The 18,655-nt window shown below is 66.1% G+C and carries 17 protein-coding genes; 6 read left to right on the top strand and 11 right to left on the bottom strand.

Going from position 1 to position 18,655, the window contains the following annotated elements; all coding sequences use genetic code 11:
• Positions 1 to 107: 107 nt before the first annotated feature.
• The 10 genes from BRX37_RS22105 to BRX37_RS22065 all read right to left on the bottom strand — a co-directional run bounded on the left by BRX37_RS22105 (position 108) and on the right by BRX37_RS22065 (position 10,793).
• Positions 108 to 1,892, bottom strand: a complete 1,785-nt coding sequence (locus BRX37_RS22105; RefSeq protein WP_125989480.1) for a thiamine pyrophosphate-binding protein — start codon at positions 1,890 to 1,892, stop codon at positions 108 to 110.
• Entirely contained in the window at positions 1,889 to 3,265 is a 1,377-nt protein-coding gene (locus BRX37_RS22100) for an aromatic ring-hydroxylating oxygenase subunit alpha (RefSeq protein ID WP_125989478.1), read from the bottom strand. Before BRX37_RS22100 ends, BRX37_RS22105 begins: the two co-directional genes overlap by 4 nt.
• Positions 3,266 to 3,432: 167 nt before the next feature.
• Positions 3,433 to 5,262 (bottom strand): flavin-containing monooxygenase, encoded by a 1,830-nt coding sequence (locus tag BRX37_RS22095; RefSeq protein ID WP_125989476.1) that lies wholly within the window; start codon positions 5,260 to 5,262, stop codon positions 3,433 to 3,435.
• A 186-nt stretch (positions 5,263 to 5,448) separates the two neighbouring features.
• Complete coding sequence (locus BRX37_RS26885; RefSeq protein ID WP_155276487.1) at positions 5,449 to 5,619, bottom strand: hypothetical protein; 171 nt, start codon at positions 5,617 to 5,619, stop codon at positions 5,449 to 5,451.
• A 137-nt stretch (positions 5,620 to 5,756) separates the two neighbouring features.
• A complete protein-coding gene (locus tag BRX37_RS22090) occupies positions 5,757 to 6,434 on the bottom strand; it encodes an SDR family oxidoreductase (RefSeq protein WP_125989474.1) in 678 nt (225 codons plus the stop codon).
• A 19-nt stretch (positions 6,435 to 6,453) separates the two neighbouring features.
• Entirely contained in the window at positions 6,454 to 7,902 is a 1,449-nt protein-coding gene (locus BRX37_RS22085) for an NAD-dependent succinate-semialdehyde dehydrogenase (RefSeq protein ID WP_125989472.1), read from the bottom strand.
• Between the two features lie 163 nt (positions 7,903 to 8,065).
• Positions 8,066 to 8,614 carry a nuclear transport factor 2 family protein gene (locus tag BRX37_RS22080; RefSeq protein WP_125989470.1) on the bottom strand — a complete coding sequence of 183 codons (549 nt, stop codon included), beginning with the start codon at positions 8,612 to 8,614 and terminating at the stop codon, positions 8,066 to 8,068.
• 1 nt (position 8,615) lies between these two features.
• Entirely contained in the window at positions 8,616 to 9,494 is an 879-nt protein-coding gene (locus tag BRX37_RS22075) for an SDR family NAD(P)-dependent oxidoreductase (protein WP_125989468.1), read from the bottom strand.
• A gap of 11 nt (positions 9,495 to 9,505) precedes the next feature.
• The gene (locus tag BRX37_RS22070; protein WP_125989466.1) at positions 9,506 to 10,045 is read right to left on the bottom strand and encodes a nuclear transport factor 2 family protein; all 540 of its coding nucleotides are present in this window, start codon (positions 10,043 to 10,045) and stop codon (positions 9,506 to 9,508) included.
• 112 nt (positions 10,046 to 10,157) lie between these two features.
• Positions 10,158 to 10,793: a TetR/AcrR family transcriptional regulator gene (locus BRX37_RS22065; protein ID WP_037508717.1), complete on the bottom strand. Its 636-nt coding sequence runs from the start codon at positions 10,791 to 10,793 to the stop codon at positions 10,158 to 10,160.
• Positions 10,794 to 10,876: 83 nt separating this feature from the next.
• Between BRX37_RS22065 and BRX37_RS22060 the strand changes: the two genes are divergently transcribed.
• Genes BRX37_RS22060 through BRX37_RS22035 form a run of 6 tightly spaced genes read left to right on the top strand, consistent with a single transcriptional unit; the run spans position 10,877 to position 16,938 of the window.
• Complete coding sequence (locus BRX37_RS22060) at positions 10,877 to 12,001, top strand: acyl-CoA dehydrogenase family protein (RefSeq protein ID WP_125989464.1); 1,125 nt, start codon at positions 10,877 to 10,879, stop codon at positions 11,999 to 12,001.
• Between the two features lie 12 nt (positions 12,002 to 12,013).
• Entirely contained in the window at positions 12,014 to 13,198 is a 1,185-nt protein-coding gene (locus BRX37_RS22055) for an acetyl-CoA C-acyltransferase (RefSeq protein WP_010336219.1), read from the top strand.
• Between the two features lie 22 nt (positions 13,199 to 13,220).
• Positions 13,221 to 13,982 (top strand): 3-hydroxyacyl-CoA dehydrogenase, encoded by a 762-nt coding sequence (locus tag BRX37_RS22050; protein WP_125989461.1) that lies wholly within the window; start codon positions 13,221 to 13,223, stop codon positions 13,980 to 13,982.
• On the top strand, positions 13,982 to 14,773 hold the full coding sequence (locus tag BRX37_RS22045; RefSeq protein WP_125989459.1) for an enoyl-CoA hydratase/isomerase family protein: 792 nt from the start codon (positions 13,982 to 13,984) through the stop codon (positions 14,771 to 14,773). Before BRX37_RS22050 ends, BRX37_RS22045 begins: the two co-directional genes overlap by 1 nt.
• A 3-nt stretch (positions 14,774 to 14,776) precedes the next feature.
• Positions 14,777 to 15,940, top strand: a complete 1,164-nt coding sequence (locus BRX37_RS22040) for an acetyl-CoA C-acetyltransferase (RefSeq protein WP_125989457.1) — start codon at positions 14,777 to 14,779, stop codon at positions 15,938 to 15,940.
• Positions 15,940 to 16,938, top strand: a complete 999-nt coding sequence (locus BRX37_RS22035) for an NAD(P)H-dependent flavin oxidoreductase (protein ID WP_125989455.1) — start codon at positions 15,940 to 15,942, stop codon at positions 16,936 to 16,938. The genes BRX37_RS22040 and BRX37_RS22035 overlap by 1 nt, the downstream gene beginning before the upstream one ends.
• 1 nt (position 16,939) lies before the next feature.
• Here the strand turns inward: BRX37_RS22035 and BRX37_RS22030 are convergent, their stop codons facing one another.
• Complete coding sequence (locus tag BRX37_RS22030; RefSeq protein ID WP_125989453.1) at positions 16,940 to 18,556, bottom strand: alpha-amylase family glycosyl hydrolase; 1,617 nt, start codon at positions 18,554 to 18,556, stop codon at positions 16,940 to 16,942.
• Positions 18,557 to 18,655 lie beyond the last annotated feature (99 nt).

The raw sequence follows: 18,655 nt of genomic DNA, 5'->3' as shown, positions 1-18,655 counted from the left end.
GGGGAGGTGGCTGGCCAAAGGCCAGAGCGAGGGGTGTGTCCGCCGGGGAGACACCCCTCCACCGCCTGCGGCGGTCCTCCTCCCCTTATCCGGGGAAGAAGGGCGTTTTACTGGGTGCCTTCGGCATACCAGGTGCGGAATTCGGCATATTTCGGCATTTCTTCCGAATTGGCCTTGGGGTCGATCACGACATGGACGACGCCCGGCTTGCCGCTGGCATAGGCGCGCGCGATCGCCGGCTTGATGTCCTCTGCCCTGGTCACATATTCGCCGTGGCAGCCAAAGCCCTCGCCGATCTTGTCGAAGCGGACTTCCTTGCTCCAATGGGTGCCGGTTTCTTCCGTGCCCTGGCCGAAGGTGCGCTTGTAGACGCCCACTTCCAGACCCCACTGATTATCCACGCCGACCACGCAGACCAGCGGCAGCTTGGTGCGCACTGCCACTTCCAGTTCGGCGATATGGAACATGAAGCTGCTGTCGGAGGTCAGCAGCAGGCCCGGACGGCTGACGCCAGTGGCCGCCTTGTCCGCCAGCATCGCGCCGGTGGCATAGGGAATGCCTGTGCCGATATGGCCGAAATTCTGGTTCCAGATGACGTCGTTCGGCTTGCACTGCGAATAGGTCCACTGGAAGATCACGCCGGCGCCGCCGTCGCGGATCAGGATGCCGTCCTTGGGGAAGGCCTCGGTCGCTTCCACCGCCAGACGGGCGGGATGGATCGGCAGGTCGCCGGTGCCATCGCTCTTGGTGCGCGATTCCGCCGCCAGTTCGTCCAGCTCGGCCTGGCCGTCGCGCATGAAGGCTTCCAGCATCGGCGCGGGCGAGCGCGGCGTGTCCTTCAGCGCCTCGACCAGCTGCGGCACGACGCCGCGCAGGTCGCCGACCAGCGGCACGTCGATCGGCCGGTTGACGCCGATCGCGGCGGGATCCTGCTCGACATAGATCCACTTGCGGATCGCTTCATTCTTCATCCAGTAGCGCCATTTGCCGAAATGGACCGGCTCGCCCAGTTCGGTGCCCAGCGCCAGCACCAGATCCGATTCCGTGACCGCCTCGATCGACGCCTTGGAGAAGACATATTGGAAGGTGCGATCTTCCAGCCCCTTGATATAGCTGGTGCCGCCCGAAGTCTGGATCACCGGGCAGTTCATGAGGTCCGCCAGTTCCTTCACCGCCGCGCCCGAGCGCGAGGTGTGGACGGCATGGCCGACCAGCAGGATCGGGTTCTTGGCCGCGCGGATCAGGTCGGCCGCTTCCTTGACCCGGTCGATGTCGGCGCCCTGATTGACCAGGCGATAGCGATCCGGCGCCAGCGGCGCGGGCAGGTCCAGCTCCTCCAGGATGATGTGGCTGGGATATTCGATATAGACCGGGCCGGGGGTGCCGCCCATCGCCTTGCGGATGCCCTCGCGCACGACTTCGTCGGTCTGGTCGGCATATTCGATCGAGGCGGCATATTTGACGCTATTCTCGAACAGGGGCATCTGCTTCACGAACTGGATGCGGCCGCGACGGACGCGCTGTTCGGTGACGCGGGCGCGCTGGCCCGACAGGAAGATGACCGGCGAATTTTCGACCAGCGCGCACTGGATGGCGGGCGCCATATTGGCGATGCCCGGCCCCAGCGTGCCGATCGCGACGGCGGGCTTGCCGGTGATGCGCGACGCGGCCTCGGCCATGAAGCCGGCAGCGGCTTCATGATGGGGCGCAACCACGGTCCAGCCGCGACGCTCGGCCTCCAGGAACATGTGGACGAAATTGGGGTCGGGAATGCCGAACAGCGTGTTGATGCCTTCGGCCTCGAACAGGTCCAGCATCCGCTTGTAGACCGGCGTGCCCTTCTTGTCGGTGGCGTTCACGTTGACGGCGGGCTTGGGATCGTCATAGCTCATTTGAGTAACCTCGGTGCGCCCGTACCCATGTACGTGGCTAGGTTGCGGTGGAAATTGGTGATCTTGCGTTCCTGATGGGGGTTGGGCAGCGGCCCGCGGAAACCGCGCGACTTCATGCCCTTCTGCACCCATTCCATGTTCGAGAAATCCTGGGCGAGGACGGCGCCCCAGCCCTCGGCGGTGGCCTCCGTCTCTTCCCATTCGGTGACCGGCACTTCCCCTTCGGGGAAGCGCTCGATCGCGTAGGATTCAAAGATGCACATGTCGGGATCGTCGCCATAGGGACGGGTGCGGTAGCAAAGGGCGAAGGTGATCCCCTGCAGCACCGACATGTTGGGAAAGACGTGCCAGGCGAGGCCCGCCTCGGCCATCACCTCGGGCGGGATTTCCGGCCAGATGACGCCGCGCGCGGCATCGTCCGCCTTGGCCGATTTCAGCCAATGGGCGATGACATCGCCGACCGCCGTGCCTTCGGGCAGTTCGTCGACCAGCCGGCTTGCCGCATTGACCAAAGTCTCGGTCGAGGCCGCATAGTTCAATGTCTCGTAATTTTCGCGGATCAGCTCATAGGTGGAGCGGCGCGGATCGTCGCCCTTGCCGGCGCGGGTGACGCTGCTGCTCTGGCTCATCTGGAAGGCCGGGTCGCGCTGGTCGAAACCGCTTACCCCATGCAGGCCATAGGCCGCGCTATATGCGTAATAATCGCCATAATCGAGCAGCTGGGTATGGGTGCCCGCGACATGATAGGGCTCCATGAAAGCCTCCAGCGCGGTTTTCCAATTGGCCGGATAGACCACCCATTTGCGCCATTTGTAGCGCATCTTGTCCATTTCGAAGTAGGACAGGATGCGGCCGGCATCGCCCAGGAAATCGATCAGCGGCTCGGCATTGAGGTCCATATGGATCCAGATCCAGCCGCCCCATGTATCGATCTTCACATCCGACAGGCGGGTGCATTCGGCATTGAGCGCGCCCTGCCAGTCCTGCGGGTCGAGAATATAGGTGTTGTTGCCCTCGGTATCGAAGGTCCAGCCATGGAAGCCGCAGACGAAGCTGCGCCGGTTCTTGCCACGCACCGAATGCACGTTCTTGGGCACGTCGACCAGCTGGCGGCCGCGATGCGGACAGACATTGAAGAAGGCGCGCAACGTGTCGGGCGCGGTCCGCACGATGATGATCGACTCATCGCAAATGTCGTAGGTCATCCAGTCGCCGACATCGGGCAGTTCCTCGACCCGCGCGGCCATCTGCCAGACATGGGGCCACAGCTTCTCCTTCTCCGCCAGGGCATAGTCCTTCGACAGGAATGCCTCGGTCGGGTAGGTCAGGGGCTTGGCCAGCGCCTCCACATCGATATTGTCGATCTTGCTCATGGCATCCTCCTGCAACGTCCGCGTTGCCCGATGGGTACGGCCCGCGAGTCCGCTCGCCGGGTCCGCAAGGACAATATTTTCAACCTGCCTATCGCAACTGGCGGGAGCGCCCCAAGGGAAGAGCAGCGACCGCTACGAACCATCCCCGGGGCGATCCGGCCCATGGCTCAGGACCGCAATTCCATGCCGTCGAGATCGCCCTTGGCGCGCCAATCCTGCACCAGTTTCTGGAAGGCGCCCCAGCCCGGCCCATAGCTGCGGAACAGTGCCCAGGGCGCCTTCACCTGGCCCTCATTGGTGAAATAGCTGGGGGTGCATTCCTGCTGGAAGGCGGTCATGTCGATTTCCATTTCCTCGAAATGGCGGACATAATCCTCCTGCCCCTGCAGGGTGGTCTCGACCACCTTGGCGCCCTTATCCATCACCGCATGGATGATATGGGCGATATGCTCCGCTTGGCGACCGAACTGTTCGGTCACGCTGGCGTTGAGGCCGCCCTGAATATAGCCGATGAAGAATTGATTGGGGAAACCATGGGTCATGGTGCCGTGCAGGGTGCGCGGACCATTGGCCCAATGATCGTAGATGGACAGGCCATCGCGCCCCTCGACCGCGTCGATGCCCCAGCGGCGCTTCAGCTCGCTCGTCACCTCGAAACCGCTGGCGAAGATGATGCAGTCGACCTCATATTCGACGCCGCCCGACACGAAGCCCTTCTCGGTGATCTTATCCAGCCCCTTGCTGTCGGCGACGTCGATCAGCGTGACATTGGGCCGGTTGAAGGTCGGGTAGAACTCATTGCTCGACAGCGGCCGCTTGCAGAGGAAGCGATACCAGGGCTTCAGGGCCTCGGCCGTCGCCTTGTCCTCGACCATCTCGTCGACGCGGGCGCGCAGCCGCTCCATCACGCGATAATCGACCACCTCGCGCTTCGCCATGAATTGCTCGATCGACATTTCCGGCCAGCCTTCGGCTTCCAGTTCGGCCGACAGGTTGCGGGCAATCTCGGTCCAGATGTCGCAGATCAGGTCAGGCTCGCCCGGTGCGAAGGATTCCATCGCGGCGCGGTGGAAATTGGCCTGGCGATCCGCCTGCCAGCCGGGCTGGAGCGATGCCGCCCAGTCGGCGTCGGTCGCCGGATTGGGCCGCTCGTCCACGGTCGATGGCGTGCGCTGGATGACATAGAGCTGCTTGGCGTAGCGGCCGAGATAGGGCACCGCCTGGATCGCGGTCGCGCCGGTGCCGATGATGGCGACCCGCTTGTCGGCCAGCCTGTCGAGCACCGGATTGGCATAGCTGCCGCCGCTATAGTCATAGTCCCAGCGGGCAGTGTGGAAGATCTTGCCCTTGAAGCTGTTGATGCCGGCGATGCCGGGCAGCTTGGGCATGTTGAGCACGCCGCAGCCCATCACCACGAAACGGGCCAGCAGTTCGTCGCCCCGGCTGGTGCCGACGCGCCAGCGCTGGATCGACTCGTCCCATTTCAGCGAGGTAATGAGGGTGTGGAACAATGCCTTGTCGGCGAAACCGAAGCTTTCGGCGATCTGGCGGCAATAGGCCTGGATCTCCGCGCCGTCGGCGAATTTCTTCGACGGCATGAAGCCGGTTTCTTCCAGCAGCGGCAGATAGCAATAGGCGTCATTGTCGCACTGGATGCCGGGATAGCGATTCCAGTACCAGACGCCGCCGAAATCGCCGCCATGGTCGATATTGCGGAAATTGGTGACGCCCTGCTTGGTCAGATGATAGCCGGCGAGCAGGCCGGCAAAGCCCGCGCCCAGCACCACGACATCCAGTTCCTCGACGATCGGATCGCGGGCAACGACCGGCATATGCGGGTCGACGTCATAGCTGTGCGTCGTGTCGTCGGTGGTCGGCTGATATTGGCCTTCCCGGTCGGCGCGCATCCGCTTGTCGCGCTCGGCGCGATATTTCTCGCGCAGGGTCGGGATATCGAATGTGTCAGCCGCAGGCGTCTGCGTCGGCTTGCAGGTCATGACCTCTCCTGGGGATCGCTGTTCTCGCCATTTTGTTAATCAACACATATGTTGACTTGCAATGGCGGAGCGGCGGGCCGGCACTGTTAGCGCTGTGGCGATCCCTTGGCGGCCTTCTGGCCGCGGCGCTGCCCTGAAAATGGGCAGTCAGCGGGAGAGGTAGTCAGTCGTCAGCTAGCGCGCCGATCAGGCGGCGCGGGCCAGCTTTTCTTCCTTGGCGACCGGGAAGGTCACGACGTCGGCCGAAACCGGCTCGGCAGCGGGGGTCAGCGCGGCGATATAACGCTCGGCGGTGACGACGTCCCGGCGATAGGCGAAATAGAGCGAGATGAGCGAAAACATAAGAACCTCAGACAAGAATATTGCTGCGTCGCAGCATCGAGGTTCATCTGGTCCTCCCCGGCTTTTTTCGCAAATGCAAAGGCGCCAAGGCCAGTTGCACGAAACGCCATCGACCGGTTGCGCGCCTTGCAACGGCAACCGGTCGATCGCGATCAGACCCGGCCGGTGACCGGGATCAGCGCGCCGGTGATCGGCGCGGCAGCGGGCGACAGCAGGAAGGCGATCACCCCGCCCAGCGCCTCGGGCGAGACCCAGCGGCTGGCATCCGCGTCGGGCATGTCGGCGCGATTGGCCGGCGTGTCGATGATGCTGGGCAGCACCGCATTCACGCGCACGCCCGCATCCTTCAGTTCTTCGGCCAGCGCTTCGGTCAGGCGCGCGACGCCCGCCTTGGACGCGGCATAGGCGCCCATGCCGGCGGCCGCCTTCACCGAGGCCGCCGCCCCGATATTGACGATCGCCCCGCCGCCATCGCGCAGCAGCGGCAACAGCGCGCGAGTCGCGATCAGCGCGGTGCGGACATTCATGCCATAGAGCCGGTCCCAGGTGGCAACCGAGCCATCCTCCACCGTCTCCCAGCTGAAGCCACCGGCGATATTGACCAGCCCGTCGAGCCCGCCCAGCGCTTCGCCGATCTTCGCCGCCGCGCCGGCCACCGCCTGCTCGTCGGACAGGTCGATGCCGCCCAGCGCCAGGTCGACGCCATCGGCCGGCACATCGCCCAGATCGATACCCGCCACCGTCCAGCCGGCCGCGCGCAGCACCTGCACCGCCGCCCGGCCCAGCGCACCGGCCGCGCCGGTTACCGCCACCACTCCCGCCATCATCATCCCCTTTCGATAGTCTGCGTCAGATCCCGGACATGCACAGATATTTGATCTCGACATAATCCTCGATGCCATGGCGCGATCCTTCGCGGCCCATGCCCGATTCCTTGATGCCGCCGAACGGCGCGACCTCGGTCGAGATGAGGCCGGTATTGATGCCGACCATGCCGACCTCCAGCGCCTCGCCCACGCGCCAGGCGCGCGACAGGTCGCGGGTGTAGAAATAGCCCGACAGGCCGACTTCGGTGGCGTTGGCCAGCGCGACCGCTTCCTCTTCCGTGTCGAACAGGAAGAGCGCGGCAAGCGGCCCGAACGTCTCCTCGTCGGCCAGCTTCATCTCCGGCGTGCAGCCACTGATGATGGTCGGCTCGAAGAAGCTGTAGCCCAGCTTGTGGCGATGCCCGCCGCTCACCAGCGTGCCGCCCTTGGCCAGCGCGTCGGCGACATGTTCCTCGACCTTCTCCACCGCCTTCTCGTCGATCAGCGGCCCCTGGGTCACGCCGGCTTGCGTGCCCGGCCCGACCTTGAGCTTCGCGACGGCAGCATTCAGCTTCTCGGCAAAGGCCGGCGCGACGTCACGCTGCACCAGGATGCGGTTGACGCAGACGCAGGTCTGGCCGCTGTTGCGATATTTGGACGCGATCGCGCCGTCGACCGCCGCATCCAGATCGGCGTCGGCAAAGACGATGAAGGGCGCGTTGCCGCCCAGTTCCATCGACAGCTTCTTCATCGTCGGCGCGCATTGCGCCATCAGCGTCTTGCCGACCTCGGTCGATCCGGTGAAGCTCAGCTTGCGCACCAGCGGGTTGCCGGTCAGTTCCGCGCCGATCACCCGCGACGATCCGGTGACGACGTTGAACACCCCCTTGGGCACGCCCGCCCGTTCGGCCAGCACAGCCAGCGCCAGCGCGGTCAGCGGCGTCTGGGTGGCGGGCTTCAGCACCATGGTGCAGCCCGCCGCCAGCGCCGGTGCCGCCTTGCGCGTGATCATCGCGGCGGGGAAATTCCACGGCGTGATCGCGGCGACCACGCCGACCGGCTGCTTGATGACGACGATGCGACTGTCGGCGCGATGGCTGGGGATGATCTCGCCATAGATGCGCTTGGCCTCTTCGCCGAACCATTCGATGAAGCTCGCGGCATAGGCGATCTCGCCCTTGGCCTCGGTCAGCGCCTTGCCCTGCTCGCGAGTCAGGATCATCGCCAGGTCATCCTGATGTTCGATCAGCAGTTCGAACCAGCGGCGCAATATGCGCGAGCGTTCAGCCGCCGTCTTCGCCTTCCACTCTGGCAGTGCCGCCTCCGCCGCCTCGATCGCCGCGCGCGTCCCCGCCTCGTCGATCGCGGGAATGCCCGCCAGCCGCTCGTCCGTCGCCGGATCGGTCACGTCGATGCTGGCGGCGCCGATCCACTGGCCGTCGACATAGCATTGTTCGCGCAGCAGGCTGGGGTCGGCAAGGGCTATGGTCATCGGATCACCTTCTTCGGCAGGATGCGGGGCAAGGGGCGCAGGGCGCGCCCGTCGCTGCGTCCAACGCAGCATGGCCCCATTTCGATGCGAAGGTGGGATGCGCGGCAGGCGGCGTCAACGTGGACAGAATGTCCCCGCCCAAGGATCGACCCCGCGATGCGCGCTATTGGGGAATATGCGGCGCCCGCCGGTTGGCCAATGGCCGCAGATAGGAGGGATCGCTCGCGTCCCGTGCCGGCGCGCCATTGGCATGCAGGTCTGCTATATCGCCAAAGGGGAGCGGCAGCGTCGGCACCAGCCCGGACCATTCGATCATGTTGGTGCGCAGCACAATCTTCCACTGGCCATCGCGCCGTTCCAGCCGGTCGAGATAGCGGCCCCCGGCGATCCAGTTGCTCTCGTCCCGGTTGCGGCCGACGAACAGATAATAGGTTTCGGCATGGGCACCGTCGCCATCGATATCGATCGTCATGTTGAGCAGATTATGATGGGTCGCCACCTGCCCGCCCTCATGCAGGGCACTGGCCCAGGCATAAAGCGCATCGGGCGCGCCGACGAAGCTGCCCGCCGCGACGGTGGCATCGTCATGAAAGGCCGACAGGAACAACGCCCGGTCGAACCGGTCCATGCCCCGGCTGAACCGGGTCAGGCAGTCGACAATATCCTGCCGGTCGAGCAGCGCATCCATCCGCGCCTGGCGATCCACGTCCATCCTATGCCTCCGTCCGCGGGGCGATCGGCTGCCAGATCGGTGCGCCGCGCTCGGCCCGCAGCGACGGGATGGTCTTCCCATCGACATCGGTGATGCCATAATCCTGCGCCAGCTCCGCGGTGATGAAGGTGCCGCCCGATCGCGCCATGATCGCCGGATCGGCGAGCAGCGCGGCGATCACCCGGCCGGGAAATTCGGGCGAGCAGCCGACCAGCGGATTGGTCACGGTCAGCGCCTTCATCGCCGGATTGGCGGCAATGTTGCGCTGTGCCCGCTCGGTCATGGTCAGCCCCTGCCATAGCGAGAGCGAGGCGACACCATAAGGCTGCAACTCGATCGCCATGTCCCGCGCCATGCGGTCGACCGCCGACTTGGCGGTGCCGAACACGACGCCATAGGTATAGGTGACCCCGACATAGCCCGATATCGCCACAATGAGCCCCGATCCTTGCGGCACCATCATCTGCGCGGCATGGCGCGCGGCGACGAAATTGGAGCGCACGCCGACATCGACCATGTCCCAGTTGGACAGCGGCTTTTCCCAGAAGCTGCCCGGCACGGTCAGATCCTCGGGGATCGCAAAGGCATTATTGACCAGCAGGTCGAGCCGCCCCTGTTCGCGCCGCACCTGATCGAACAGCGCCGCCACCTGCGCATCGTCGCCATGGTCGACCTGTACCGCGATGCCCCGACCGCCGCGCGCATCGCACTGCGCCGCCGTCTCGCCGACCGTGCCCGGCAATTCATGATCGCCCGCATTGACCGTGCGCCCGGTGACATAGACGGTCGCCCCCTGCTCGGCGAGCGCCAGCGCCATGCCCTTGCCGATGCCCCGGCTCGCGCCGGTGACGATCGCAACCTTGCCGTCCAGCGGTTTCATGATCCTCTCCCTCAGTCCGTCTCGCGCGCGAAGAAGCGCACGCTATGATCGCCGTTCGCGCGACCGGTGAAATGCGGCGCGCTGAACGCCATGCCCATCACGCCCTGGCTCCAGTCGGCTGAGACGCCGATATCCTGCACCCAGTCATAGAGCATGGTGCGCCGCGCGATCCGCCACTGGCCCTCGCGCCGTTCGAAAATGTCGAGATAGCGGCCGCCGATCATGACGTCGCGCTGCGCGTCGCCCATGTCGATGCGATGATAGGATTGCACCTGCGTCTCGACCCGCGCCGTGTCGCCCGCCAGGTCGATGACGCTCTGCCCCAGCAGATGCTGGGTGCAGAGGATCGCGTCGGCGCCGGGCACCACCCAGGCGAGATAAGCGTCGAAATCGCCAGCGAACACGCCATAGTCGGTGCTGCCATCCGGCCAGCAGCAGGCGCGGATCAGATCGGCGTCGCGCCGGTCCTCACCCCGCGCCAGCTGGGCGAGGCAATCGCGGATCGCCTCCCGGTCCAGCATCGCCTGCAAATGCGTGGCGGCAATCTCCATCCGGCCCTCTCCTTCCCGCCCGTCATGGCGGGCTGTCTGTCCATGGGCCGGTCATAGGCGCGCGCCATGGCGCGTCGCTTGACCAATTCGGACAGGAGAGAAGCGGGCAGCCTCAGCCGCGCGGGGCGAGGCCGGCAATCAGCAGGTCGACCTGCGCCGCCGCGATCGCCTCGGCGCTCATCGCGCCCGCCGGATCGCGCCAGCGCGCCGCCCAGTTGAGCGCACCGGCCAGGGTGAAGGCGGCCAGCTTCACGTCGACCGGGGCGATCGACCCGTCCGCCACCGCGTCGGCGATCAGCCCGCGCATGGCCAGGTCGATGTCGCGCTTGCGCGACCGGAACAGGATCGCGCCCTCGGCCGACAGGCATTCGTCACCCGTCCGCACCACGCAGGCGCCAAAATCATCCATGATCACCGCGCCATAGCGGCGCAGGAAATAGCCGAGCCGGGCAAGTCCATTGCCTTCCCCCGCGCGCGCCTCATCGGCCGCCGCGCGCAGCATTTCCAGACCGCGGGTGACGCATTCGATCAGCACCTGCTCCTTGTTGCCCAGATAATGATAGATGGTCGGCTTGCTGATCCCCAGGCTCGCGGCGACATCGTCCAGCGAGGTCGCATGGAAGCCGCGCGCGTTGAACATGCGCACCGCCGCGCGCAGCACCGCCTCGCGCTTTTCCTCCCGCTCGCGCGCCTTCTCCTCCCGCGTGCGGAAGGGAGACGGGATCGCCACTGCGCTTTTCGCCGACACTCGCTGTTCCTCCATGCCGCCTGTTGACAAGAAATCGCAACAGGCGCAACCTACTCATGAGTATAGGAGAGACGCAAGGGTTTATGCTGACCGAAATCCAGAGCGCGATTCGCGATACCGTCCGGGATTTCGCCCAGGCGACGATCCGCCCGCATTCGGCCCGGTTCGAGGCGGAGGGCGGCTATCCCCGTTCGCTGTTCGAGGAGATGGCGGGCCTTGGCCTCTGGGGCATGACCGCGCCCGAAGCCTATGGCGGCGCGGAGGCGGATTCGGTTTCCTACGCCCTCGCCCTGATGGAACTGGCCGCTGCCGACGGCGCCCTCTCCACCATCGTCTCGATCCAGAATTCGATCCTCGTCTCGGGCCTGCTCAAGGATGGCAGCGAGGCGCAGAAGGCCCGTTTCCTGCCCGACCTGATCGGCGGCCGCACCATCGGCGCCTTCGCCCTCACCGAAAGCGACGCCGGCTCCGACGCCTCGGCCGTGCGCACCCGCGCGGTCAAGGTCGATGGCGGCTGGCGCATCAGCGGCGCCAAGCAGTTCATCACCTCGGGCAAGATTGGCGGACTGGTGATGATCATCGCTGTCACGGATCCCGATGCCGGCAAGAAGGGCCTGTCCGCCTTCATCGTGCCGACCGACCGGCCCGGCTATGCGGTCGACAAGGTCGAGCACAAGATGGGCCAGGGCGCGTCGGACACCTGCGCGCTGCGGTTCGAGGACATGTTCGTCGAGGATGATCTGCTGATCGGCCAGCCGGGCCAGGGCTACGCACAAGCGCTCGCCAATCTGGAGACCGGCCGCATAGGCATTGCCGCCCAGTGCGTCGGCATGGCCCAGGCGGCACTGGAGATTGCGGTCGCCTATGCCAGGGACCGCAAGAGCTTCGGCAAGGCGATCATCGAGCATCAGGCGGTCGGCTTCCGCCTTGCCGACCTCGCCACCCGACTGGAGGCCGCGCGCCAGCTCGTTCTGTCCGCTGCCGCGATGAAGGACAGTGGCCAGCCGGCCCTGACCCAGGCGTCGATGGCCAAGCTGTTCGCGTCGGAAGCCGCCGAGGCGGTGGTATCCGGCGCGATGCAGACACTGGGTGGCTATGGCTATCTTGAAGAATTCGGAATCGCGAAAATCTACCGCGATGTCCGCGTGTGCCAGATTTACGAAGGCACGTCGGACATCCAGCGCATGGTCATTGCGCGCAGTCTTTGAAGGAGAATTAGGATGCAGGACGATCCGGTAGTCATTGCGAGCTATGCCCGCACCCCCATGGGCGGGTTCCAGGGCGCACTCTCGGCGGTCAAGGCCACCGATCTTGGCGCGACGGCGGTGAAGGCCGCGGTCGAGCGGGCCGGCGTCGCCACTGACGCCATCGATCGTATCTATATGGGCTGCGTCCTGCCCGCCGGCCTTGGCCAGGCACCCGCGCGCCAGGCGGCGCTGGGCGCAGGCCTCGGCCTCAATACCGAAGCGACGACCGTCAACAAGATGTGCGGGTCGGGCATGCAGGCGGCGATCATGGCGCATGAGGCACTGGCGTCCGGCGCGGCCGATATCGTCATCGCCGGCGGCATGGAGAGCATGACCAACGCTCCCTATGCCCTGCCCAAGCATCGCAGCGGCGCCCGCATCGGCCATGACCGCATCATCGACACGATGATGATGGACGGGCTGGAGGATGCCTATGAACCCGGCAAGGCGATGGGCGTCTTCGCCGAAGAGGCGGTGCGCGACTATCAGTTCACCCGCACCGACCAGGATGATTATGCCATCCGCTCGCTCGACCGCGCCAATGCGGCGATCGGCAGCGGCGCCTTCGTCCGCGAGATCACGCCGGTCACCGTTTCGGGCCGGGGCGGCGACACCGTCATCGACACCGACGAACAGCCCGGCAAGGCCCGGCCGGAAAAGATTCCCGGCCTCAAGCCCGCCTTCGTCAAGGATGGCACCATCACCGCCGCCAATGCCTCGTCCATTTCGGATGGCGCCGCCGCGCTGGTGATGACCCGCCAGAGCGTCGCGGAAAAGCAGGGCCTTAAAGTGGTGGCGAAGGTCGTCGCCACCGCCGCCCATGCCCATGAGCCCGCCAAGTTCACCACCGCTCCGGTGCCCGCGATGCGCAAGCTGCTGGCCAAGGCCGGCTGGTCGGTTGAGGATGTCGACCTGTTCGAGGTCAACGAAGCCTTTGCCGTGGTCGCGATGATCGCCGCCAAGGAACTGGGCATCCCGGCCGACAAGCTCAACGTCAATGGCGGCGCCACCGCGCTCGGCCATCCGATCGGCGCATCGGGCGCGCGCATCGTCGCCACCCTTTTGGGCGCGCTGGAAACCCGCGGCCTCAAGCGCGGCGTCGCCAGCCTCTGCATCGGCGGCGGCGAAGCCACCGCCATGGCCGTCGAACTCGTATAATTCTGCCGGGAGAGGACAGATAATGGATATCAAGGGACTGGCCGCCATCGTCACCGGTGGCGCCTCCGGCCTCGGCCGTGCCACCGCCACCATGCTCGCGGCGCAGGGCGCCAAGGTCGCAATCTTCGACCTCAATGAGGACGCCGGCAAGGCAGTCGCGGCCGAAATCGGCGGGCTCTATGTCGGCGTCAATGTCGCCGACGATGCCAGCGTCACCGCCGGGCTCGACGCGGCCGAAGCCGACCATGGCACGGCCCGCATCCTGGTCAATTGCGCCGGCATCGCCCCGGCCGTGAAGACGGTGGGCAAGGAAAATCTGCCTCACCCGCTCGACAGCTTCGCCAAAACGGTGACCGTCAACCTGATCGGCACCTTCAACATGATATCCAAATTCGCCGCCCGCGCGGCAGCGGCCGAGGAGATGGACGGCGAGCGGGGCGTCATCGTCAACACCGCCTCGGTCGCGGCCTATGACGGCCAGATCGGCCAGGCCGCCTATTCCGCGTCGAAGGGCGGCGTGGTCGGCATGACCCTGCCGATCGCCCGCGATCTCGCCCAGCACAAGATCCGCGTGATGACGATCGCGCCGGGCATCTTCCTGACGCCGATGCTGGAGGCCTTCCCCCAGCATGTGCAGGATGCGCTGGGCGCGCAGGTGCCCCACCCCAGCCGCCTCGGCAAGCCGGCCGAATATGCCCAACTCGTCGAATCGATCGTCCGCAACCCGATGCTGAATGGCGAGGTGATCCGCCTCGACGGCGCCATCCGCATGGCGCCGCGCTGATGAGCGGGTCGGGCAGCGGCGTGGCGCTGGCGATCGCCGACGGCATCGCCCGGATCACGCTGGATCGTCCGGCGGTCGGCAATGCGATCGACCTGCCGCTCGCCCGCGCGCTGCTCGACGCCGCGATCCGCTGCGAGGGCGATGCGGCGGTCCGCTGCGTTGTCCTCACCGGCAATGGCAAGCTGTTCTGCGCGGGCGGCGATGTCGCGCTGATGGGCGGCGCGGGGGCACAGCTCCCCACCGTCCTCGCCGAACTCATCGCCACCTTCCACGCCGCCGTCACCCGCCTCGCCCGCATGGCCAAGCCGCTGGTGACTTTGGTCAACGGCCCGGCCGCTGGCGCAGGCTTCAGCCTCGCCATATTGGGCGATGTCGTGCTGTCCGCCCGCTCGGCCCATTATACCGCCGCCTATGGCGCGATCGGCCTGACCGCCGATGGCGGGCTGAGTTGGCTGTTGCCGCGCCTCGTTGGCCTGCGCCGCGCGCAGGAAATCATCCTCACCAACCGCCGCATCAAAAGCGAGGAAGCCGAAGCCATCGGCCTCATCACCCGGCTGGTCGATGATGACGCGCTGGAGGCCGAAGGGCTGGCGCTCGCCACCCGCCTCGCCGACGCGCCGACGGCGGCCTATGGCGCCGCCCGCACCCTGCTGCACGACAGTTTCGACACCGGCTTCGAGACCCAGCTCGACCGCGAACTCCGATCGATGGCGGTCGCCGGCGCCGGCGAGGCGCAGGAAGGGCTTGCCGCCCTGCTCGCCAAGCGTCCCCCCAATTTCAGAGGAGCCTGATCCATGGCCGAGGCCTATATTGTCGATGCCGTCCGCACCGCCGGCGGCCGCGCCCGCAAGGGCGGGCTGATCGACGTCCATCCCGCCGATCTGGGCGCCACTATCCTCAACGCCCTGGTCGACCGCACCGGCATCGATCCCGCCGCGATCGAGGATGTGATCGTCGGCTGCGTCAGCCAGGCGGGCGAACAAAGCTTCGGCTTTGGCCGCAACCTCGTCCTCGCCTCCAAGCTGCCCGACAGCGTGCCGGCCGTGACGATCGACCGGCAATGCGGCGCCTCGCAACAGGCGCTGCATTTCGCGGCGCAGGCGATCCTGTCCGGCACCCAGGATCTGGTGATTGCGGCGGGCGCCGAAAGCATGACCCGCGTGCCGATGGGGTCCAATTTCCAGCTCCACGCCGCCGCCGGCCTGGGCGATGGTCCCTGGCCCAAAAGCATCCAGAAACGCTATGGCGTCGCCGAATTCAGCCAGTTCCATGGCGCGCAGGCGATCGCCAACAAATATGGCTTCACCCGCGAGGATATGGATGCCTATGCGCTGGCCAGCCACGCCAAGGCGGCGGCCGCGATCGACAGCGGCGCCTTCAAGGCGGAGATCGTGCCGGTGCTGACGCCCGAGGGTATTTTCGACACCGACGACGGCGTGCGCCGTGGCGGCACGATGGAGGCGATGGCCAGCGTCAAGACGCTGGAGGAAGGCGGCACCATCACCGCCGCCAATGCCAGTCAGATGACGGACGGCGCATCGGGCGTGCTGGTGGCGAGCGAAGCGGCGATCAAGCGCTTCGGCCTCACCCCGCTCGCCCGCATCGTCAACCTGACCGTCACCGCCGGCGATCCGGTCATCATGCTGGAGGAACCGATCCCCGCCACCCGCAAGGCGTTCGAACGCTCGGGCCTCAAACTCGACGATATCGACCTGTTCGAGGTGAACGAGGCTTTCGCCTCCATCCCCATGGCCTGGCTCAAGGCGATCGGTGCCGATCCGGCCAAACTCAACGTCCATGGCGGCGCGATCGCGCTCGGCCATCCGCTCGGCGCATCGGGCACCAAGCTGATGAGCACGCTCGTCCATGCGCTGAAAGCACGGGGCAAGCGCTATGGCCTGCAGACCATGTGCGAAGGTGGCGGCATCGCCAATGTGACGATCGTGGAGGCACTGTGATGGCTTTGAAGACGCGTTTCACCGAATTGTGCGGCATCGAGCATCCGATCGTGCAGGGCGGCATGATGTGGGTCGGCCGCGCCGAACTGGCCGCCGCCGTCTCCAATGCCGGGGGGCTGGGCATCCTGACCGCGCTCACCCAGCCGACGCCCGATGATCTGCGCCGCGAGATTGATCGCTGCCGCACGATGACGGACAAGCCCTTCGGCGTGAACCTCACCATCCTGCCATCGGTCAATCCGCCGCCCTATGCGGAATATCGCCAGGCGATCATCGACAGCGGGGTCAAGATCGTCGAGACCGCCGGCCACAAGCCGCAGGAACATGTCGATGATTTCAAGGCGCATGGCATCATCGTCGTCCATAAATGCACCGCCGTCCGCCATGCCCTCTCGGCCGAGCGGATGGGCGTCGATGCCATCTCGATCGACGGCTTTGAATGCGCCGGCCATCCGGGCGAGGACGACATTCCCGGCCTCATCCTGATCCCGGCGGCGGCCGACAAGCTCAGCATCCCGATGATCGCCAGCGGCGGTTTCGGCGACGGCCGCGGCCTCGCCGCCGCGCTGGCGCTGGGCGCGGAAGGCATCAATATGGGCACCCGCTTCTGCGCCACGGTCGAGGCGCCGATCCACCAGAATGTGAAGCAGTTCCTGGTCGACAATGACGAGCGCGGCACCAACCTCATCTTCCGCAAGTTCAAGAATAGCGCTCGCGTCGCCAAGAACAGCGTGTCGGACGAGGTGGTCGAAATCTCGCTGCGCGAAGGATCGGTCTTCCCCGACATCCAGCCGCTGGTGTCGGGCGCCAAGGGCCGGGTCGCGCTGGAAACGGGCGATCTCGACGCCGGCCTGATCTGGGCCGGCCAGATTCAGGGCCTGATCCACGACATCCCGACCTGTCAGGACCTCATCACCCGCATCGTCGAGGACGCCACCGCCATCATCCAACGCCGCCTCGCCGGCTTCATCACGCCGGAACTGGCGGCAGTAGGCTGACCTAATCCTGCGCCAGCAGCAGCGCCGCATAGGGCGGCAATGCCATCCCCGGCGCGGCGTCGCCGATCGCCGCGACGATCGTGCCATCGGCCTCCACTTCCTCCGGCCAGGGTGCGGGTGTCGGCGACAGGTTGAAGATGCAGGTCAGCGCCTGATCCCCTGTCACACGGCGGAAGGCCAGGCACTGGTCGTCGGCACGCATGATATCCAGGCGCCCATGGCGCAACGCCGGATTCGCCTTGCGCAGCGCGATCATCGCGCGGGTGAAGTGCAGCAGCGAGGCGGGGTCGCCCTCCTGCGCCGCCACGGCTCGCGCAACATTCTCTGCGCCCAATGGCAGCCAGGGCTCGCCATCGGTGAAGCCCGCCTCCGCCGCATCGACCGACCAGGGCAGCGGCGTGCGCGCGCCGTCGCGCGACAGGGTCAGCGGCCAGTTGGCGATCGCTTCGGGATCCTGCAACTTCTCGAACGGGATATCGACCTGGGTGATGCCCAGTTCCTCGCCCTGATAGAGGATGACATTGCCGCGCAGCGCCATCAGCAGCAGCATCTTGAGCCGAGCGAAGGCGGGCTGATCCTCCTGCGCGCACCAGCGCGACAAGGCGCGCGGCGCATCATGATTTTCGAACGCCCAGCTCGGCCAGCCCATGCCCGGCTCATCCGGCCAGCGCGCCAGCGTGTCCGCGATCAGGCTGGGGGTCAGCGCCGGGGCATAGAGGAAGTTGAAGCCATAGGTGCTGTTGAGGTGATCCTCGCCCGCCGTATAGGCCTTCATCTCCTGCTCGGCGAGGTCGCCGCCCACCTCCGCCACGGTGAAGATCGCGCCATAGCGATCGGTGAGGTCGCGGATGCGCGCGACGAAATCGACCACGCCGGGATGCGACTGGCTGTAGCGGCGAATCTGATAGTCGAAGGGTCGGGTGCGCGGCCCTTCCCTCTCGGGCGCGGGCGGATTGTCGCGCAATTCCGGGTCGTGCATCGCATGGTTGAGCGCATCGAGGCGAAAGCCGTCGACGCCCCGGTCCAGCCAGAATTGCATCGCGCCCAGCAGCGCATCCTGCACCGCAACATTGTGAACGTTGAGCTGCGGCTGGCTGGTCAGGAACTGGTGCATATAATATTGCCGCCGCCGCGCGTCCCACGTCCAGGCCGGGCCGCCGAACACCGACTGCCAGTTGTTGGGCGGGGTGCCGTCCGCCCTGGGGTCGGCCCAGACGAACCAGTCTGCCCTGTCATTGTCCCGGTCCTGCCGGCTCTGCGCGAACCAGGGATGGAGATCGGAACTATGGGCATAGACCTGGTCGATCGTGACCTTGATCCCGAGTTCATGCGCGCGCGCCACCAGCGCGTCGAAATCGGCGAGCGTGCCGAAGATCGGGTCCACCCCGCAATAATCGGCGATATCATAGCCGAAATCGCGCATCGGCGAGGGGAAGAAGGGCGAAATCCAGATCGCGTCCACGCCCAGCCGGGCGACATGCTCCAGCCGCGCGGTGATGCCCGGCAGGTCGCCAATGCCATCGCCGTTCGAATCCTGAAAGCTGCGCGGATAGATTTGATAGAGGACCGCGCCCTTCCACCAGGGCCGATCGCCTGCATCACGACTGTCGGGAGCCATATGCGCCACCCCATGTCCCAAGCCTGCGGCGCATCATGCCGCAGCGCCAGTCTACACGGCGGCGCGCGCAGGTGAAGAACTATGTTGCGGCTGCGAAGG

The organism is Sphingomonas sp. S-NIH.Pt3_0716 (genome assembly GCF_003950715.1).
In the GTDB taxonomy this organism is placed as follows: domain Bacteria; phylum Pseudomonadota; class Alphaproteobacteria; order Sphingomonadales; family Sphingomonadaceae; genus Sphingobium; species Sphingobium yanoikuyae_A.
The sequence above is the reverse complement of the archived record's forward strand: the minus strand, read 5'-3'. Positions and strand labels throughout refer to the sequence as shown.